At 59.4% G+C, this 19,568-nt stretch carries 18 protein-coding genes; 10 read left to right on the top strand and 8 right to left on the bottom strand.

Annotated features, from left to right (window positions below; all coding sequences use genetic code 11):
- Positions 1-58 precede the first annotated feature (58 nt).
- Positions 59-1,384 (top strand): prephenate-dependent tRNA uridine(34) hydroxylase TrhP, encoded by a 1,326-nt coding sequence (trhP, locus tag H7698_RS18970; RefSeq protein ID WP_194692438.1) that lies wholly within the window; start codon positions 59-61, stop codon positions 1,382-1,384.
- 169 nt (positions 1,385-1,553) lie between these two features.
- Here trhP and H7698_RS18975 read toward each other — a convergent pair whose 3' ends face one another.
- Positions 1,554-2,426 (bottom strand): LysR family transcriptional regulator, encoded by an 873-nt coding sequence (locus H7698_RS18975; RefSeq protein ID WP_194692439.1) that lies wholly within the window; start codon positions 2,424-2,426, stop codon positions 1,554-1,556.
- A gap of 96 nt (positions 2,427-2,522) precedes the next feature.
- Between H7698_RS18975 and H7698_RS18980 the strand changes: the two genes are divergently transcribed.
- Entirely contained in the window at positions 2,523-3,416 is an 894-nt protein-coding gene (locus tag H7698_RS18980; protein ID WP_194692440.1) for a DMT family transporter, read from the top strand.
- Between the two features lie 206 nt (positions 3,417-3,622).
- On the opposite strand, the gene H7698_RS18985 is transcribed toward H7698_RS18980, so the two are convergent.
- Complete coding sequence (locus H7698_RS18985) at positions 3,623-3,853, bottom strand: hypothetical protein (protein ID WP_194692441.1); 231 nt, start codon at positions 3,851-3,853, stop codon at positions 3,623-3,625.
- 278 nt (positions 3,854-4,131) lie between these two features.
- Between H7698_RS18985 and ampC the strand changes: the two genes are divergently transcribed.
- A complete protein-coding gene (gene ampC, locus H7698_RS18990; protein ID WP_194692558.1) occupies positions 4,132-5,292 on the top strand; it encodes a class C beta-lactamase in 1,161 nt (386 codons plus the stop codon).
- A 180-nt stretch (positions 5,293-5,472) separates the two neighbouring features.
- Here the strand turns inward: ampC and H7698_RS18995 are convergent, their stop codons facing one another.
- Complete coding sequence (locus H7698_RS18995) at positions 5,473-6,024, bottom strand: DUF4174 domain-containing protein (protein ID WP_194692442.1); 552 nt, start codon at positions 6,022-6,024, stop codon at positions 5,473-5,475.
- A 231-nt stretch (positions 6,025-6,255) separates the two neighbouring features.
- Between H7698_RS18995 and H7698_RS19000 the strand changes: the two genes are divergently transcribed.
- Positions 6,256-6,726: a GNAT family N-acetyltransferase gene (locus tag H7698_RS19000; RefSeq protein WP_194692443.1), complete on the top strand. Its 471-nt coding sequence runs from the start codon at positions 6,256-6,258 to the stop codon at positions 6,724-6,726.
- 46 nt (positions 6,727-6,772) lie between these two features.
- A complete protein-coding gene (locus H7698_RS19005) occupies positions 6,773-7,141 on the top strand; it encodes a VOC family protein (RefSeq protein ID WP_194692444.1) in 369 nt (122 codons plus the stop codon).
- 7 nt (positions 7,142-7,148) lie between these two features.
- Here H7698_RS19005 and H7698_RS19010 read toward each other — a convergent pair whose 3' ends face one another.
- The 3 genes from H7698_RS19010 to H7698_RS19020 all read right to left on the bottom strand — a co-directional run bounded on the left by H7698_RS19010 (position 7,149) and on the right by H7698_RS19020 (position 12,001).
- Entirely contained in the window at positions 7,149-7,934 is a 786-nt protein-coding gene (locus H7698_RS19010; protein ID WP_194692445.1) for a sulfite exporter TauE/SafE family protein, read from the bottom strand.
- Between the two features lie 2,028 nt (positions 7,935-9,962).
- On the bottom strand, positions 9,963-11,180 hold the full coding sequence (locus tag H7698_RS19015; RefSeq protein ID WP_194692446.1) for an MFS transporter: 1,218 nt from the start codon (positions 11,178-11,180) through the stop codon (positions 9,963-9,965).
- 71 nt (positions 11,181-11,251) lie between these two features.
- On the bottom strand, positions 11,252-12,001 hold the full coding sequence (locus H7698_RS19020; RefSeq protein ID WP_194692447.1) for a hypothetical protein: 750 nt from the start codon (positions 11,999-12,001) through the stop codon (positions 11,252-11,254).
- Positions 12,002-12,193: 192 nt separating this feature from the next.
- Between H7698_RS19020 and H7698_RS19025 the strand changes: the two genes are divergently transcribed.
- The 3 genes from H7698_RS19025 to H7698_RS19035 are packed head-to-tail and all read left to right on the top strand — an operon-like array spanning position 12,194 to position 14,874.
- Entirely contained in the window at positions 12,194-13,495 is a 1,302-nt protein-coding gene (locus tag H7698_RS19025; protein WP_194692448.1) for an MFS transporter, read from the top strand.
- Between the two features lie 56 nt (positions 13,496-13,551).
- The gene (locus H7698_RS19030) at positions 13,552-14,373 is read left to right on the top strand and encodes an aldo/keto reductase (RefSeq protein WP_194692449.1); all 822 of its coding nucleotides are present in this window, start codon (positions 13,552-13,554) and stop codon (positions 14,371-14,373) included.
- A 30-nt stretch (positions 14,374-14,403) separates the two neighbouring features.
- On the top strand, positions 14,404-14,874 hold the full coding sequence (locus H7698_RS19035) for a DUF1810 domain-containing protein (protein WP_194692450.1): 471 nt from the start codon (positions 14,404-14,406) through the stop codon (positions 14,872-14,874).
- On the opposite strand, the gene H7698_RS19040 is transcribed toward H7698_RS19035, so the two are convergent.
- The gene (locus H7698_RS19040) at positions 14,839-17,199 is read right to left on the bottom strand and encodes a DNA polymerase II (RefSeq protein ID WP_194692451.1); all 2,361 of its coding nucleotides are present in this window, start codon (positions 17,197-17,199) and stop codon (positions 14,839-14,841) included. The two genes, H7698_RS19035 and H7698_RS19040, sit on opposite strands and share 36 nt — an antisense overlap.
- Positions 17,200-17,653: 454 nt before the next feature.
- Here H7698_RS19040 and H7698_RS19045 point away from each other — a divergent pair, with 454 nt between their 5' ends.
- Positions 17,654-18,094, top strand: a complete 441-nt coding sequence (locus tag H7698_RS19045) for a CBS domain-containing protein (protein WP_162441009.1) — start codon at positions 17,654-17,656, stop codon at positions 18,092-18,094.
- Positions 18,095-18,192: 98 nt separating this feature from the next.
- Here H7698_RS19045 and H7698_RS19050 read toward each other — a convergent pair whose 3' ends face one another.
- Complete coding sequence (locus tag H7698_RS19050) at positions 18,193-18,816, bottom strand: glutathione S-transferase (protein ID WP_162441010.1); 624 nt, start codon at positions 18,814-18,816, stop codon at positions 18,193-18,195.
- Positions 18,817-18,974: 158 nt separating this feature from the next.
- Here H7698_RS19050 and H7698_RS19055 point away from each other — a divergent pair, with 158 nt between their 5' ends.
- Positions 18,975-19,496, top strand: a complete 522-nt coding sequence (locus tag H7698_RS19055) for a DUF3455 domain-containing protein (protein ID WP_162441011.1) — start codon at positions 18,975-18,977, stop codon at positions 19,494-19,496.
- Positions 19,497-19,568 lie beyond the last annotated feature (72 nt).

The raw sequence follows: 19,568 nt of genomic DNA on the forward strand, positions 1-19,568 counted from the left end.
ATCAATAAACCCTCGGCTCAAGCCGCTTACTCTGCGCGGCTTTTGCGACCACCTACCCATGACCCTTTCATCCCCAGAGCTGCTCGCCCCTGCCGGCACCTTGAAAAACATGCGTTATGCCTTCGCCTACGGCGCCGATGCGGTTTATGCCGGACAGCCGCGTTACAGCTTGCGAGTGCGCAATAACGAGTTCGATCACGCCCATCTCGCGGTCGGCATTCGCGAAGCCCAGGACCTGGGCAAGCGCTTCTATGTCGTGGTGAACATTGCCCCGCACAACGCCAAGCTGAAAACCTTTCTCAAGGACCTCGAACCGATCATTGCCATGGGCCCGGACGCGCTGATCATGTCCGATCCGGGACTGATCATGCTGGTGCGCCGGCACTTCCCGCTGATGCCGATCCACCTGTCGGTGCAGGCCAACACAGTGAACTGGGCGAGCGTGGAGTTCTGGCAACAGCAAGGCCTGAGCCGGATCATCCTGTCGCGGGAACTGTCCCTGGAGGAAATTGCCGAAATCCGCCAGCAAGTGCCGGGCATGGAGCTTGAGGTGTTTGTCCACGGCGCGCTGTGCATGGCTTATTCCGGCCGCTGTTTGCTGTCGGGGTACATGAACAAGCGCGATGCCAATCAGGGCAGTTGCACCAACGCCTGCCGCTGGAAGTATTCGGCCCAGGAAGCCACGCAAAATCAGCTTGGCGACATCGTCCAGAGCTTCCAGCCAGAGCCGACCCTGGGTATCGGCGCGCCGACCGACCGGGTGTTCCTGTTGCAGGAAGCCAATCGCCCAGGCGAACTGATGCCGGCGTTCGAGGATGAACACGGCACCTACATCATGAACGCCAAGGACCTGCGCGCCGTGCAACACGTCGAGCGTTTGACGCAGATGGGCGTGCACTCACTGAAAATCGAAGGTCGTACCAAATCCCACTTCTATTGCGCGCGAACCACTCAGGTGTATCGCCAGGCCATCGACGACGCAGTGGCCGGACGTGATTTCGACCGCAGCCTGATGACCGACCTGGAATCATTGGCCCAGCGCGGTTACACAGAGGGATTCCTGCGCCGTCACGTGCACGACGAATACCAGAACTACCAGAACGGCAGCTCGGTCTCGGAGCGCCAGCAGTTCGTCGGCGAACTGACCGGCGAGCGTCTGGGCCGACTGGCCGAGGTCAAGGTCAAGAACCGCTTCGGTGTGGGCGATCACATGGAATTGATGACGCCCAAGGGCAACTTTCATTTCGATCTGCATCAACTGCAAAACGCCAAAGGCGAAGCTATTGCAGTGGCACCGGGGGATGGGCACACGGTGTACCTGCCGATACCGGAGGCGGTGGAATTGAAGTTTGGGTTGTTGATGCGCGATGTCGGCGCAGACTAAGTCACCTGGTCAATCCAATTCACCTGATGCACCCGACACCTGATCCGCCTGACTTGCTTGATTGACTGTATGAGCTGTCGAGTGAAACGAGGCTGCGATCTTTTGATCTGGCCTTGAAAACAAAGATCAAAAGATCGCAGCCTCGTTTCACTCGATAGCTCCTACGGTCCTACGGGTCCTTCTGAAACTCCTCCCGCAACATCCCCACAAAAGCCTCTCGCGCCGGGTGAACGCCGGCGTTTTCATGCCAGTAAAACAGGTTTTCGATCGCCGTCAGTTCAGCAAACTCATACCCCACACAGCCCGCGCCCTTGGCGTATTGATCGAACACCCCTTTGGGCACCAGTGCCACCCCTGCCCCTGCGCTGACACAGCCGACAATGGCACCGTAACTGGCCAGGCTGACAATCGGCAGCGCCTGCCCCTGGCGCAGCAACCAGTGCTCAAGCGCCGCCCGATAAGGACAACCCTGAGGCCACATGAACACCGTCTTGTCGTGCAGATCCGAGATATCACGCACAGGCCCCAGAGACGTCGAGGCAATCAGCAACAGATCTTCGCGATACATCGGCGTGCGCTTGAGTTGCGCGCGCTCGACATCTACCGCGACGATCGCACCGTCGAGCCGGTGATTGAGCGTGTCATCCAGCAGCTGGCTCCAGGTCCCGGTGGTCAATTCCAGCGCAACAGCGGGATAGCGCTTGTGGAACCGGGCCAACAAACGTGGCAATCGCCCCGTCGCTGAGGACTCGATGGCCCCTATGCGCAATGGCCCGGACGGCTCGGCAGAAGGATCCACCGCACGCTTCGCTTCCACGGTCAGCGCCAGGATTTTCGACGCATACACCAGAAACGTCTGCCCCGCAGGACTGATTCTCAGCCCGCGCCCCTCGCGCAGAAACAGCGCCACCCCCAATTCCGCCTCCAGTGCCTTGATCCGCGCCGTGATGTTCGACGGCACGCAATGCAAAAGCTCGGCCGCCCGGGCGATGCTACCGACGTCGGCAACGGTTTTGAACATGCGAATCTGCGCCAGCTCCATACATCACCAAAAATGAACATTTCACGCAGTATAAGTCAGTTGTGGAGAGTGATCAGGATTCCGATACTCATTGCATTCCCCCACCGGTCAACGCCCATGAAACCCCCGCGCCCCCTGCAAATCGTGCTGTCGATGGCTTTTGTTGTCGCCTGCTGGGCTTACTCCCCCACGGGCATTCACATCGGCTTGCAAGCCTATGACCCGGGCCACCTCGCGTTAGTGCGCTTCTTGGTGGCTTCGGCATTCATGGCCGTCGTCGCAGCGTTCAAAGGCATCCACCTGCCGCGCATCCGCGACGTGCCCCTGCTGTTCGGGCTCGGCTTTTTCGCTGTAAGCCTGCATCACGTCGCGATCAATTTTGGCCAGCAAGGTGTCAGCGCCGGCGCCTCCAGTGTGCTGGCGCAGACCACTCCGCTGTTCAGCACGCTGCTGGCGCGTTTTGTTTTCAAGGACCGGGTGAGTGTGTGGCGCTGGGGGTGTGTTTTCCTGGGATTGATCGGCGTCGTCACGGTGGTGGCTGGGGATCGCGGCTTCGGCAGCATCGACGCTCACGGCCTGTTGATCCTCCTGTCGGCGGTGTCCTGGAGTTTCTACTTTGCGCTGCAAAAGCATCACACCGGACGCTACGACGGCCTGACCCTCGTTTGCTACACCGTGTGGGCGGGGACGGCCTTGCTGTTGGTTTATCTGCCTGGCCTGGCCGCGCAGGTGGTCAGCGCACCGGTTAATGTGCAGTTGGCAGTAATGGCGCTGGGCGTGTTTCCGAGCGCACTCGCCTACCTGGCATGGGCGTATGTGCTGGCTCACGTTGATCTGAGCCGGGCGACCATGACGCTGTACCTGGTGCCGCCAACGGCCATGGCGATCGCTTCGTTTGCACTGGGGGAACGTCCGACGATGATGATTGTTGTAGGCGCAGTAGTGGTGTTGGTCAGTGTGCTGGCATTGAATCTGGAGCGCAGGCCGGTAGCGATTTCCGCCAGTGTCTGATTCCTGTGGGAGCATGGCTTGCCCGCGATGACGGTGGCACAGCCGACAATTGTGTTGCCTGAGCGTCCGCTATCGCCAGCAGGCTGGCTCCCACAATGGATCTCCAGTGCTCATGCGATCAGTGTGGGAGCTAGCCTGCTGGCGATGAACGATGACGCGGTCAACCGGGCGCACACAAAAAACCCGGCACACAGGCCGGGTTCTGTTTATCGCCTGTCATCGGACAGCGGGGTAGGTTCATCCGCAGGCGGCATGTCTTCATCTGCCGTCGGATCCTTCCAGTCTTCGGGTCGATCCGCATCGGCTTCCGCCGGATCCCGGGAAGGGTCCATGCCTGGAGGTGCGTCGTGATCCATCGTCGGCTCGTCGGTGCCGGGGATGGGCTTGGTTGGGTCGGTGTTGGGTGTTCCACCCTGGAACGTTGATTCGTTAGCCATGACGCACCTCATTGATGAGGTCCAGCAAATCTGGGCCGTACTCGTTTGAAACGAACGCGCAGAGGGCGTGCTATCGAGTTGACGAACGGCGGCGGCGCGCAACTTCAAGCAACCACTCCTTGAACGCGCCATCGAAACAGCGGGCAGTCCAGACGCCAAAACGAATGGCATAATCGAGCCATCGACCGCCAGATCGACCCGGATGTTATGGGTCGGCAGGCGCAAACGGCACTCCTGGACAATCGCCCGGAGAGCAGCGATTCATGTTCACCAGACTTATGGAACGTCCCTTCGATATGGCTATAAAGATCAAATCCTGCAGCACTTTCGCACTTCTACTCGTCGCCGGTCACTGCATGGCGGACGAACGTCTGGACAACGCTGTGCAGGCGGCTGTCACGCCGATCATGCAGCAACAGCAGATTCCCGGCATGGCGATCGCAATCACCGTCAACGGCCAGCCCCATTACTTCAATTACGGCCTCGCCTCGAAGGAAACCGGCCAGTCGGTCACTCAGGACACCTTGTTCGAGATCGGCTCAGTCAGCAAGACCTTCACCGCCACCCTCGCGGCCTATGCCAACGCGACCGGCAAATTCTCCCTCTCGGAGAACGCCAGCCAAGTGCTCCCGGCATTGCGAGGCAGCGCATTAGACAACATCACCGTGCTGCAACTGGGCACTTACACCGCCGGTGGCCTGCCGTTGCAATTCCCCGCGGAATTCGACACGCCGGACACAATGCTCGGCTACTTCAAGCAGTGGAAGCCGACCTATGGTGCTGGCACCCACCGCCAGTATTCCAACCCGAGCATCGGGCTGTTCGGCTACCTGGCGGCCCAACGCATGGGAGCGCCGTTTGATGAAGTGATGGAAAAAACCTTACTGCCAAAATTAGGGTTGTCGCACACCTGGCTCAAGGTTCCGCAGGCCGAAATGGGCGTGTATGCCCAGGGTTACGATAAGGAAAACAAACCGGTCAGGGTCGGCCCGGGAGCGCTGGACTCAGAAGCCTACGGCGTGAAAACCAGCGCCACGGACATGCTTCGGTTCGTTGAGGCGAACCTGAAACCGTCGAACCTTGAACAGCCATTGCAACAGGCCATCGCCACGACTCACACCGGTTACTACACCGTCGGCGGCATGACCCAAGGGCTGGGTTGGGAGCGCTACACCTACCCCATCACCCTGGAAAAACTGCTGGCAGGCAATTCCACGGAAATGGCCATGCAAGCGCACAAGGTCGAATGGTTGACCCCACCTGAGCCTCAACCCGACAACGTGCTGATCAACAAAACCGGCTCCACCGGTGGCTTTGGCACCTACGTGCTTTTCGTGCCATCCAAAGACATCGGCATCGTGATCCTGGCCAACAAAAACTTCCCGATCCCGGAGCGGGTCAAAATTGCTCACACGATACTGAGCGTCCTGACCGAATGACGCACTACCTGCAGCAATTGCCGCAGGATCGTAATAGCAAGTAACACACAGCAAAAGATCGCAGCCTCGTTTCACTCGACAGCTCCTACAGGTGTACGCAAAACCCTTGTAGGAGCTGTCGAGTGAAACGAGGCTGCGATCTTTTGGTCTTTTGGTCTTTTGATTTAAAACGACGAAATTTCAATCATCCGGCATTTCCGGCGGCTTCGTCGGTTTCGCAGGCTTCACCGGTTTTGCACCCTTCGCGCCTTTAGCCGCCGGCTCTGCTTCAGCCGCCGGCGCTACCGTCGGTGCCGCGGCTTCTTTCTCAGCCATTGGCATTGCGTCAATGGCCGCGAAAATCTCCTTCAGCTCGACTTTCCCCGTCTGCTCAAGCTTCTTCTCGCCATCCTTGCCCACCAGAATGACCTTGGTTTGCGCACCAGCGCCCAGTTTGAGCGCCCGGATCAGCGCCATCGTGGTTTGCGGATCGAGGTCCTTGCCCTCACGCTGGCCCATCGTATTGATCACCGAATACAGCACCATGTTTCGCTCGGTGAAACCCTGTTTGTTGGCTGGCTCTTCCAGGGACTTTTTCAGGCCGACCCACGTCGGATCCACCGAGCTGGGAGCGATGACAATCAGCGGACGGGACCTGCCCTTGTCCATGTCCAGCGGTGAGTCGCCATCAGCGGCGAACAAAGGGCCGGCAAGAACCAGCAAGGTAGTCAGGGTCAATGACCTGATGAGCATGCGCATCTCCTTTTGATATCCACGCTCTAATGATTGCGCATCGCGGCGATTGTTCCGGGTGACGCACCACGATTGTGTTTCGCCTTGCCCAAAGCTTAGGTCAGGGCGGTCATTGCGCAACCGGTCAAACCGGTTGCAGCGCGGAATTTGATTACCCGTGGTGATCGTTTTATTGTCCCTTTCACGAATGACGAACGACTCGTCATCCCCAGGAAAAGGAGTTCGACTGCCATGCAAATCGTCTATCTCTGCGACCATCCGGCGCTGATTCCGGAACTGGCCGAGCTGAACTTCAAGGAATGGGGTCACTTCAAGCCCCACGACACCCTCGAAGCCAGAACCGAACGCATGCGGCAAGCCTGCGGTAAAGGCGCTGTGCCCACCGTAGTGGTCGCCATTGAAGATTCACAGCTGCTCGGCGGCGCCCTGCTGATCGACAGCGACCTGGCGTCGCGACCTGACCTCACACCCTGGCTGGCGGGGGTTTACGTGAAGGCCGAACACCGTGGTCGGGGCGTTGCATCGGCGCTGGTCACGCGAATCGTCGAGGAAGCCGCAGTACTCGGCATTCCCGAACTTTACCTTTACACCGATACATCCCAGTCGCTCTACGGCAGGCTGGGCTGGGAAGTCGTCGAAGACACGCTGGATGATGAGGGCCTGGCGATCACCGTCATGAAGCGCGATACCTCGAAGGCCTGACGCAATCCTGCTTAACTCATGGGAGTGAACCCTGGAGGCTTATCCCATGAGCGCTCAGTTAAATCACACCATCGTCTGGTGCCGAAACAAGCAGGTCTCGGCGACGTTCCTCGTCGAAATCCTTGGTTTGTCGGCCGCAGAGCCTTTCGGCCCGATGCTGATCGTCAAGTTGGACAACGGCGTGTCGCTGGACTTCTACGACAACGATCCGCCGATTGCCTCTCAACACTATGCCTTCCTGATCGGCGACGACGATTTCGATGCCGCCTTTGCGCGCCTGCAGGCACGCCAGCTGCGGTGGTGGGCCGATCCCGGCAAACTACAGCCCGGCGAGATCAATGACTATGGCGGTGGACGGCGGGTGTACTTCGATGACCCGGATGGCCATCTGCTGGAAATCATGACGCGCGTTTAAGGGACTGTCAGAACGCCAGTTTGTAACCGATCAAAACCAGCATGGTGGCCAGGCACGGACGCAAGACTTCATCGGAGATGCGCCCGGTCAAATGACTGCCCAGCCAGATGCCAGGCAACGAACCGATCAGCAGGTAGCCCAGCACGTGCCAGTCCATGTTGCCCATGCTGGCGTGACCGAGACCTGCAACCAGGGTCAACGGCACAGCGTGAGCGATTTCGGTACCGACGAGACGGCGGGTTGGAAGCAGCGGATAGAGGATGAACAGCGCCACCGTACCGAGTGCGCCGGCACCGATAGAGGTCAAGGCGACCATGGTGCCGAGGACCAGGCCAGTGATCACGGTCATGACATTCAGGCGCGGGCCGCTGGGGTTGTAGTTGCCGCCCGCGCGTTTGTGGGCGAAATCCAGCAAACGCTTCTTGAAGAAAATCGCCAGGGCGGTAGCAAACAGTACAAAGCCCAGGGCCTGCTTGATGACGGCGTTCATGGCATCGGGCGACGTGTGCAGCGTGCTCAGGAACCAGAGCGTCATCGCCACTGCCGGCACACTGCCAAGGGTCAGCCAACCGGTGATGGCCCAGTCGATGTTCTTGTTCTTTCGGTGAACCAGCACGCCACTGGATTTGGTGATGGCCGCGTACAGCAGGTCGGTGCCGACTGCCGTGGCCGGGTTGATACCGAACCACAGCAGGATCGGCGTCATCAACGAACCACCGCCGACGCCAGTCATGCCAACGATAAAACCCACCACCAGTCCGGCGACGATTAACCCGAAGTTCACAAATTCCATTAAACCGTCCACAGACCGCAGGAAAAACTGGACCGCAGCATAGCGATTTTTCTTATAACCACTTATATCGTTGCGGACTATCGTTATATCCAACTTATTTTCAGATGCCCCCGAGTTCAGCTGTAGAAGCTGTCGAGTGAAACGAGGTTGCGATCTTTTGACCTTGCCGCTGCGTGACCTGACGCTTGAGCCTACGCATTTCCCTGTGGGAGCCGAGCTTGCTCGCGATGACAGGCTCACAGCCGACCCTTTTCTTCGGATGTACCCGGATCAAACGGTGGGAGCTGGCTTGCCGGCGATGGCGGCCTGACGGCCGATGAGTATTTCCCTGATGCACCCGGATCTAACTGTAGGAGCGAGCCTGCTCGCGATAGCGGTCTGATCGGCGGGGAGTATCTTGCTGATGTACATATCCATTCCTGTGGTTACGGCTTCTATTGGTTTCGCCCTTACGGCGAGTCACTTGGAAGAGCGCCAAGTAACCAAACGCTCTTGCCCCTTTCGTCCGGTGCCTCGCCAGGGCTCGGCATACCCTCACTCCGGTCCTGCTCCGTGGGCCCGCCGCGATCGGCCATCCATGGCCGTGCGCGGCTAACCCGGCATCCATGCCGGGTTGCCCACTGCGCAGAACCTCCACTCGGCCTTCCGAGGGGGCAAGAAGATCAAGATCAAGATCAACGGCAACTGCAACTGCAACTGCAACAGCAAAACCGCGGCAACCTTCAAGGCGACCTGAGGCTCGAAGCCTGCGCATTTCCCTGTGGGAGCTGAGCTTGCTTGCGATGGACGTTAACGATGACGCCATGTCATTGGAAAAACACAGCGCCTGTGCGTCCATCGTCAGAAGGTTGTTTAAGAACGGTATCCGCGCGAGACCAGTTGCCGGTACAACAGCAGGATCAAAAGATCGCAGCCTCGTTTCACTCGACAGCTCCAGTCGTAACGTTGAGCGGGACACGCCCGCAAAGTCAGGTCGGCTGTCAGGCCGCCTCGCTTTGCTTCTGATCTGCTTTTGATTTTGATCTTCTTGCCTCTTGGGAAGGCCGAACGCAGGTGCTGCGCAGTGGGCAACCCGGCATGGATGCCGGGTTAGCCGCGCACGGCCATGGATGGCCGATCGCGGCGGGCCCACGGAGCGGGACCGGAGTGAGGGTATGCCGAGCCTAGGCGAGGCACCGGACGAAAGGGCAAGAGCGTTTGGTTACTTTGCGCTTTTCAAAGTGACTCGCTGTAAGAGCGAAACCAATTGCAGCCATGACCGTAGAAATGGATATGTACACCCGCAGGAATCTCACCGCCGATCAGACCGCTATCGCGAGCAGGCTCGCTCCTACAGTTTGATCTGGGGGCATCCGAGAGAAAGTTGTCGGCTGGCAGGCCGCCATCGCCGGCAAGCCAGCTCCCACATTTTGATCCGGGTACTTCAGAGGAATACCCATCGTCTATCAGGCCGTCATCGTCGGAACGCCGCCCGGACCAAGCTCGGCTCCCACAGGTGAACGCGTGAACTTCGAAAGTCAGGTCGGCTGTCAGGCCGCCTCGCTTTGGCTTCTGATCTGCTTTTGATTTTGATCTTCTTGCCCCTTGGGAAGGCCGAGCGCAGGTTCTGCGCAGCGGGCAACCCGGCATGGATGCCGGGTTAGCCGCGCACGGCCATGGATGGCCGATCGCGGCGGGCCCACGGAGCAGGACCGGAGCGAGGGTATGCCGAGCCCCGGCGAGGCACCGTACGAAAGGGGCAAGAGCGTTTGGTTACTTGGCGCTTTTCAAAGTGACTCGCTGTCAAAGCGAAACCAATAGCCGCCGTGACCGAAGAAACGGATATGTACACCCGCAAGAATCTCACCGCCGATCAGACCGCTATCGCGAGCAGGCTCACTCCTACAGTTTGATCTGGGGGCATCCGAAAGAAAGTTGTCGGCTGTCAGGCCGCCATCGCCGGCAAGCCAACTCCCACATTTGATCCGGGTACATCCGGGAGAAACGAGGTTGGCTGACAGGTAACCCTATCGCGAGCAAACTGTGCGTCTACACATGAACCCGCCGCCCCGGCCTGAAGCTGTAATGCCGATTGATCCACACCGTAGCAAACGCAATCAGCGACAAAATCAACAACGCCCACGGAAACGACATCGCCCCCGCCCGGTCCAGCAGCAAACCACCCAACAACCCACCGCCCGCAATCGCCACATTCCAGGACGTGGTGAGCATCGCTTGCACAACATCCACATTGTCACCCGCCGAATCAGCCGCTGCCGTCAGCACCAATGTGGCCGAGCCCCCGAATGAAAGCCCCCACACCGCCATGCAGCCATAAATCACCCAAGGCGACGAATTTGCCATCGCCAGCACCAGTGCCGTCAACGCAAACACGGCCAGGCTGATCAACGTCAAACGGCGCAGCCAGCGGTCGACCAGCAGGCCGATAATCCAGATCCCCACCAAGGAGCTGATGCCGAAGACCAGGAGCACCAGGTCCACCCGCTCACCCAACCCGGCTTGCTTCAGAAAGGGCGCGATATAGGTGTAAAGGATGTTGTGCCCAAGCATCCACGTCAGGACCACAAACAGCACCGGTCGTACGCCAGGCGTGCGAAATACCTTTGCCAGCGGCAGGCGTTGGGTGTCGGCCTGTCCCGGCCGGTCCGGTACCGAAATCATGATCCATGCCGCCAACACCAGCGCCAGTGCCGACATGATGCCGAACGAGGCGCGCCAACCGATCATGTTTCCCAGCCACGTACCCGCTGGCGTACCCAACGACAGCGCAACCGGTGTGCCGAGCATGGCGATCGCCAATGCCCGACCCTGCAGGTGCACCGGCACAAGGCCCCGCGCGTAACCGGCCATGATGCCCCAGGACAATCCCGCCGCCATGCCCGCCAGAAACCGCGAGACCAGGGTCAGGCCGTAATGAGTGGAAAACGTGGTGACGGTGTGGAACAGCAGAAATCCGCAGACCGTCATCATCAACACCCGACGCCTGCGCCAGCCGCGAGTGGCGACGGTCAGGGGGATAGCCGCCACGATTGACCCCAGTGCATAGAGTGTCACCAGTTGCCCGGCCCATACCTCGCTCACGTTCAGCCCCGCGCCGATCTGTGTCAGCAACCCGGCGGGCAGGGTTTCGGTGAGGATGGCGATGAAACCTGTCATGGCGAATGCCAATAACGCGGCGTAAGGCAGTTTCTCGGTTCGGGTCGAGTGATCGATCAGCCCGCGTTCGACAGTGGCATGGTCAGTCATGACGTGTGCAGCTCCCTTTCAATCAATGCAGGCGAAGATTGTATACAACTTTGCACTCTACCTGACTCAATTCACTGCACCGGCAAAAAATTCAAAAACAGCAGACTTTGCGCGTAATTCAGGCCGATTCGGCGATACCGTTCGTCGAGCATCTGAGTGAGCAAGTCCAGCCGCGCGACGATCTTGCCGAATTCCACGGCGAAACTCAGGTTGCTGCCCTCCTCCGAGATTTCGTTGGAAAACAGCAACGGCCCGCCCTGAGGGTTCTGCCGCTGACTGAGGATCCAGGTGGCTTTCTCGATGTTGCGCGCGGCGTTGCTGACGAACGTCGGGTTGATCGCGTCCGTCATGTAGAACTCCATGCGATTGCCGTGCGCGGTCACCAGCATGCTGCCGATGGCGTAAATGAACGCGCCGACCCGGTCACCCAGAAACTCCGGGCTCATGGCGTAGCTCAACGCGGCCAGGTCTTTTTTACCGCCCAGGGTCGGCAGCGGCTGCTGCTGTTCGATGGCCATGCGCACCTGCTTTTCCGCGGTGCGCGCGTCAAGGAAGCCGGACTTTTTCAACTCGTCCGGGTTGCGCAGGTAGAGCTTGGTCATCAGCAAGTAAAGGCTGTCGAGGTTGTCACGCATGGCCAAGGTGGCCATGCGGTCGACGCTGGTCTGGAGGAATTCCTGGGGTTTGCCTTCGCGGAACTGGTCGACGATGTCCTGCCCCTGCTGCCGGCTGCAACCACTGACGAAGAGCATCGCCAGCGCGCTGAACAGCAGGCAATAACATCGGATTTGCAGAGTAATGAGGGGGAACACTCGAGCCATGGATTCGGAGACTTGGGCATTGGCCGGCGGTGGGGATCGCCGCGGGCTGGCCAAGGATAGAGCCGCGAATACTGAAAAAGTGCAGTGCCGACGGTCTGTAAACGTCCGTCGGTACATCGACTCCCGGTTCTGTGTACCCTAGCCGCCGACAAGGAACGTCATCCGGCGAGCTGTTTGAAAAGAAGGGAATTCATGGGTAGCGATCATTCAGGTTTCAGGCTGATCCCCGGCATCAACCGGCAACTGCTGAAGGTGCAGTTCAGTTTTTTCCTCATGGTGCTGGGAGGTCGGTGCAACCAGTTGGCCGTGGCCTGGTGGACGTTGCAGGAAACCGGCTCGGCCGTGTATTTCGCCAACATGATCGCCTGTTCGATTGCGGCAGAAGTGCTCGCCAGGCCTTTGTTTGGATGGCTCGGCGACCGGTACAACAAGATCCTCATCCTCAAAATCGTATCGATGCTGAGCGCCCTGACCGCGCTGGTGATGGTGCTGCTGTCCGTCACAGGCGCCTTCAATCCCTGGACACTGGGCGCGCTGATGATGATTGGCAGCGCGGTGGTCGGCGTGCGCGATCCGCTCCAGGCGTCGATCATTCCGCTGTTCGCAGACGACGATAAAGTCTCCCTGGCGTTCCGCAGTAAAAGCGTCATGTACTCGTTTTCGACCCTGCTGGGGCCCGTGCTGGCCAGCGGGCTGATTTATGGGTTCGGCATTGCGTTCGCGTTGGCCGCCGATTTCTTCGCGATCCTTGTTGCCGGGGCCTTGATCGCCACGGTGCCGACGCACACAGGTGCCACGGATACGGACGCAAAAACGCGGGTAACCAGCGGTTTCAGGATGATCTGTTCAGGCTTCAAAGTCGTTTACGGCGTGAAGGTCGAGTTTTTCCTGGCGATGATTGCCATGCTGGTCAACTTTGCCCTTTTCCCCTTTTTTACTATTCTGATTCCCCTGTACGTCAAAGACGTCATCCAGTACCCCGTTACTTACATCGGCCTACTGGACTCGTGTTTCGGGCTGGGTATTCTGGCCGGCAGCTACAAGGTCATCGGCTGGCTCGGCGAGCGCCTACCGCGTGACCTGTGTGTGTCGGCGGGCTTTGCATTATTGGGGGGTAATTTGTTGGTCGTTGGCACCGTGTCCTCGTCGGTCATCGTTCCCCTCGCATTTTTCTGCGGCGGCATCGGCCTGATGCTGATCAACATTCCGACCTCGGCGGTGAGGTTGCTGGCGACGCCCAAGGATCACCGCAACCGGATTTTCGCCACCGTGTCGTTTCTATCTGCGGCGGCCAGCCCTTTGGGCAGTTTCGCGATGAACGGCATGATCACCACAATGGGCGTCGCGCTGACGATCACGTTGCTGGGTGCCATGGTGCTGCTGTTGTCATTGCTGGTCTTTCTGGTGCCTGATTTCAAGACGTTCATGCGCACACACGACACGCAACTCGCTGATGCGTATAGGGTCCGGTACCCCAGCGCCTTCGCTCACTGAACCTCACGACGTTAATGCTGCCGAAGAGAAATACCCCACAGTGTCAGGAGGTTTGAATGCGCACTTTGCAATTGGCCGGCGTGGATGTACCGGTCATCGGCCAGGGTACCTGGCGCATGGGCGAGGACCGATCGCAGCACGCCCAGGAAGTCGCGGCCCTGCGCCTGGGCATTGAGCTGGGCATGACCCTGATCGATACCGCAGAAATGTATGCCGAAGGGGGCGCCGAAGAAGTCGTAGGCGAGGCCATCGCCGGGCTGCGCGACAAGGTGTTTCTGGTCAGCAAAGTGTATCCGCACAACGCTGGCCGCAAAGGCATTCCCCAGGCGTGCGAGCGCAGTCTGAAGCGGCTGGGCACTGATTACATTGATCTGTATTTGCTGCACTGGCGCGGTCAATACCCCCTTGAAGAAACGATAGAAGCGTTCGAACGCCTGCGCGAAGCGGGCAAGATCGGTCGTTGGGGTGTGTCCAACTTCGATGTGGACGACCTGCAGGAGCTGAATTCACCTGCCTGCGCCACCAATCAGGTGCTTTACAACCTGGAAGAACGGGGCATCGAATTTGACCTGTTGCCGTGGTGCCAGGCACACCAGCTGCCAATAATGGCGTACTGTCCCATTGGTCAGGGTGGGCAAATGCTGACCCATACGACGTTAAAGCAGGTGGCTGCCCATCACGGCGTGACACCATCACAGGTTGCGTTAGCATGGATTCTGCGTCAGAAAACCGTGATCGCCATCCCCAAAGCGGTCCGGCCCGAACACGTGAAACTCAATGCTCAAGCCGCCGATCTGCAGCTTGAAACCGGGGATCTGGAAGCGCTGGACCAAGCGTTTCTCGTGCCACACCGTAAACAGCGATTGGCCATGGTCTAGGCCTTCGCTGTTTCATCAGAGGGCTTCTATATGAGAAGCACTGATCCGCTGGATTCTTTCAACCTGCAACGCTTCATCCAGGCGCAAGCGCCGGTGTTCGACCACGTCCAGGAGGAACTCATCGCCGGGCGCAAACGCCGGCACTGGATGTGGTTCATCTTTCCGCAGATCGCCGGGCTTGGCGGCAGTGAGATGTCCCGGTATTTCGCCATTCAGTCCGCCGCCGAGTCAGCGGCCTACCTGAATGATCCTCTGCTGGGCTCACGCCTGCGCACCTGTACCCAATTGGTTCTGAACATCAGACAACGCTCGATTGCCGAGATTTTCGGACACCCTGACGACCTGAAGTTTCACTCATCCATGACCCTGTTTGCGCAGATCGGCCCCCCTGACAATCTGTTCAATCAGGCACTGGATCAGTATTTCCATGGCATTCCCGATGACTGGACGCTGTCGCTGCTGGACTCAAAACAAGCCCAATTGCCCACCAATCAGGGTTGAAAAGTCATCGTCAACGAACGGCAGGATCGCGTCCGCGATCGGTTGCAGTTGGCGCGTGACGTAATGGTCGTAGTCGATGGGCGCGCTACGGATTTCCAGCGGTTCGGGGCCGGCAACAGTGATCACATAACTGATCCAGCCGCCATTCTGATACTGCCGCGGGCGGCCTTGCTGGTCGTTGTAGTCATCGGCAGTGCGCGCTGCCCGCACGTGGGGCGGCACGTTGCGTTGATAGTCGTCGAGGGTGCGGCGCAGGCGTTTACGGTAGACCAGGCGATCGTCGAACTCACCGGCCAGGGTCTTGCTGACGTAATCGCGCACATAATCCTGATAAGGCTTGCGGTGGAAAATCAGCGAATACAGCTCCTGCTGGAACTGTCGCGCCAGCAACGACCAGTCGGTGCGTACCGCTTCCAACCCCTTGTAGACCATTTCGTCGGTGCCATCAGCCCGCGCCACCAACCCGGCATAACGCTTTTTGCTGCCCTCCTCGGCCCCCCGAATGGTGGGCATCAGGAAGCGCTTGTAGTGGGTTTCGTATTGCAGCTCCAGCACGCTGTGCAAGCCATATTCCTGCTGGACATGTTCACGCCACCATTGATTGACGTGGTCCACGAGGGAGCGGCCGATCTGCGCGGCTTGTTCCTGGCCGTGGGCTCGGCGTAACCAGACAAACGTCGAATCGGTGTCACCGTAAATCACCGTGTGCCCCTGCGCTTCGATCAACTGGCGGGTGCGCAGCATGATCTCGTGGCCGCGCAAGGTGATGGACGACGCCAGCCGCGTGTCGAAAAAACGGCAGCCACTGGACCCGAGCACCCCGTAGAACGCGTTCATGATGATCTTCAGTGCCTGGGACAGCGGCGCGTTGTGTTCACGCTTGGCGGTCTCGCGACCTTCGGCAACCCGAGACACGATGGCGGGCAGGCAATGCCGGGTTCTGGAAAACCGCGCTCCACGGAATCCCGGCACCGAGTCCTGGTCGTCCGGATGCTTGAGGCCTTCGATCAGCCCCACGGGGTCGATCAGGAAGGTGCGGATGATCGAGGGGTAAAGGCTTTTGTAGTCCAATACCAGCACCGACTCGTAAAGCCCCGGTTGCGAGTCCATCACGAAACCACCAGGGCTGGCCTCTGGCGGCCGGCCTCCGAGGTTCGGCGCGACGAAGCCCTGACGGTGCATCAACGGCATGTAGAGATGGGTGAACGCCGCCACCGAGCCACCGCTGCGGTCCGCCGGCAACCCGGTGACGCTGGCGCGCTCCAGCAGGAAGGTCAGCAGCTGGGTCTTGGCGAAAATCCTCGTGACCAGTTCGCAGTCCTTGAGGTTGTACTTGGCCAGGGCTGGCTTGTCCTCGGCGAACATGCGGTTGATTTCGTCCATGCGCTGGTACGGCGTGCTGATCGCCTTGCCTTCACCGAGCAGGGTTTGCGCGACGTTTTCCAGGCTGAACGACGGAAAACTCCAGGTCGCCGAACGCAGGGATTCGATGCCATCGATGATCAGCCGACCGGCCGCTGCGGCGAAATAGTGGTTGCGGCTGCCATGCTCGCGCCACTGCATTTCTTCACCGCCACGCCCCAATTTCAACGGCACCCCCAGGCGCCGGGCATGCTCGTGGAGTACGCGTAAATCAAACTGCACGACGTTCCAGCCGATGATGGCGTCCGGGTCAAAGCGCTCGAACCATTCGTTGAGCTTCTTCAACAGCAGGGTTCGGCTGTCACAGTATTCGAGCCGGAAATCCACCTCGCTGTCGTCCCCGTTGGGAGGACCGAGCATGTACACCTGACGCTCGCCGCAGCCCTCCAGGGCAATGGAATACAACTCGCCTTGCGCGGTGGTTTCGATGTCCAGGGACACCAGCCTGAGTGCGGGCCGGTAGTCGGAATGGGGTTTCATCTGCGCATCAAGCAACAGGCCGTCGGCAGTTGCGGTGCCGCCGAAGATGACCGGCGCAGTGATGAAGCGTTCCATCATGTAGCGTTCCGGCGGGCGGACATCGGCTTCGAACATCTCGACACCGGCCTTGCGCAGCGCGGTTTCCAGGCGCATCAACTGCCCGTGCTGCTGGCAATACACACCAAGCACCGGCCGATGTTCGAAGTCCAGCAATGCCAATGGCCGCAGTTCGACGTTTTTCTCGTCCAAAAGCACCCGTTCAGCCTGCTCGCGCTGCTGCTCTGGAATGAACGCCACCGACGGTTGATAAGGCAGGCGAATGCGCCGGGGACCGTTGTCGGTCGCCAGCCAGAACTCGACTTCCGTGCCGGCCGGAGTATCGCGCCAATGCCGGGTCAGGACGAAGCCCTGCTGTAAATCCACCTGTGCAACCTCGATATTGATTCAGGGCGGTGATTCTACGCGTCATCGACGGGGTAGAGCTTGTGCATCGCGCATGAAGAGAGCATTGGAAAATCAGGTTACGCACCACAAATCGATAGAGCTGCGCCGTCCTTTGTAGCAGCTGCCGAGCCTGCGAGGCTGCGTCCGGCTGCGCAGCAGTCGTAAACCAGATACTTCGGTGGGTCAGATGACACTCGTGCAAGGATTTGCGACTGCTGCGCAGCCGGACGCAGCCTCGCAGGCTCGGCAGCTGCTACAGGGATCGGGGGTGAGGTGTGAAAACGCGTTGCGTGTCCGAGAGTTGTATAGGGGGAATTTCCGTAAAAAACCGGCCCAATGACGTTTTTTGCACGTTATCTGCCGCTTTCGGTCTTGCCCTCGACGTCCGGGTCTATGATTCTTCTAGAACAACGACAACACCAGAGTAACCACCATGAAAACCGTCGCCCAACTGCTCAAGTTGAAAGATCAGAAGAATCAGGAAGTGCACCAGATCAAACCCGACCATATGGTGCTCGAAGCGCTGATGAAGATGGCCGAGAAGAACGTCGGCGCTTTGCTGGTGGTGGAGAATGACGAGGTGCTGGGCATCATCAGTGAACGGGACTACGCGCGCAAACTGGTGCTGCATGGTCGTTCTTCGGTCGGCACACCGGTTCGCGACATCATGGTGTCGCCGGTCATTACGGTGGACACCCATCAAACCGTCGACACCTGCCTGGGCATCATGTCGGACAAGCGTCTGCGGCACTTGCCGGTGGTCGAGAACGGCAAATTGATCGGTTTGCTGTCGATCGGCGACCTGGTCAAGGAAGCCATTGCCGAACAGGCTGAGTTGATTCGGCAGCTGGAGCAATACATTCGCGGCGAGTAATCAAACAAGCCAGATCAAAAGATCGCAGCCTGCGGCAGCTCCTACAGGGTGTACCCATTCCCCCGTAGGAGCTGCCGCAGGCTGCGATCTTTTGATCTTCAGTTCGGCCAATGCCGGGCAAACACTGGCGCCAGTGTCGGGTGCCGGTCGATGCGTTCAAGCCACGCATAAAACCCGGGTCGGGCACTACGCAGATGCTCGCGACTGCCGGCCCAACGCGTCACTACCGCTGCCAGCACGTCCAGCGCCCCCGGTGTTTCATCGCCCAGGTACAGCTCGCCGGAGAACTGGTCCGCGAACACCTCCCAACTCCAGTGCAATCGCCGCCGCGCACCGGCCATCAGGTTCTGCCGGGACGTCTCATCCGCCTCCACCAGCCAGCGCTCGGGGTAATCGATGATGCCAATAGCCGCGTAGCAATTGCTGACGATGTAGGCCAATCCGCGAATGACCTGATCCCGCTCGGCGACATTGCCGGGCAGCAAATCCGAGGAAGGGAACGTCAGCCCCAGATGAATGAGGATCGCAGCACTCTCGGTGAGAATGCTGCCGTCGGGCAGTTGCAGCGTGGGGATCTGCTTGAGCGGGTTGAGTTTCTCCAGGGCCTTGGCCGCCTCCGGAGTGGCTTCGACGTCGATGAAGCGATAAGGAATCTCACACAATTCCAGCGCCGCTTCTATCGCCGCAGCGCCGGAGTTCTTGTGTCCGTAGAGCTGATACATACACACCTCCTTTGCGGTTATCTCTTTGTAGCAGCTGACTCTGGTGGCGCGGGAAAATTTCTTTTTTCAGCGCTGCATCCAAATCGCTGCGTGGCGGGTAGTACCTGTAGCAGCCGTAGATGCTGCCCAGCGGATTACTCATTTTCGGAGAGATACTGATGAACGCCAAACAGCTGATTTGCCTTGCCGGTTTGTTCGCCGCCGTTCCTGCAGCCTTCGCCCAGACGGCCCTGCCCGACAGCATCAAGGTTCCTGACGGCCACAAGGTCGCCATGGAAACCACCGGGGTCGGCGAGATCACTTACGAATGCCGCGACAAGGCGGGTGCGGCCGGGATGACGGAATGGGTGTTTGTCGGGCCCAAGGCCGTGCTCAATGACCGCAGCGGCAAACAGGTCGGCACCTACTTCGGGCCGCCGGCGACCTGGCAGGCCAAAGATGGCTCGAAAGTCACCGGCACCCAGCTCGCCGTTGCTCCGTCGAGCCCGGGTAACCTGCCCTATCAGTTGGTCAAGGCCAATCCTGCCGAGGGCAAAGGCGCGATGAGCGGCGTCAGTTACATCCAGCGCGTGGCCCTCAAGGGCGGCGTGGCACCCGGCACCGAATGCACCACCGCCAACAAGGGCAAGCAGGAAGTGGTGAAGTACCAGGCAGACTATATTTTCTGGGCCGCCCTGTAGGCAGTCAGGCAATGCATCTGCTCGCGATAACGGACCGTCAGTCGTCCACTGTCGGATCTTGATCCGCTATCG

Origin of the sequence: Pseudomonas sp. p50(2008), from assembly GCF_015351605.1 — a bacterium.
GTDB lineage: Bacteria > Pseudomonadota > Gammaproteobacteria > Pseudomonadales > Pseudomonadaceae > Aquipseudomonas.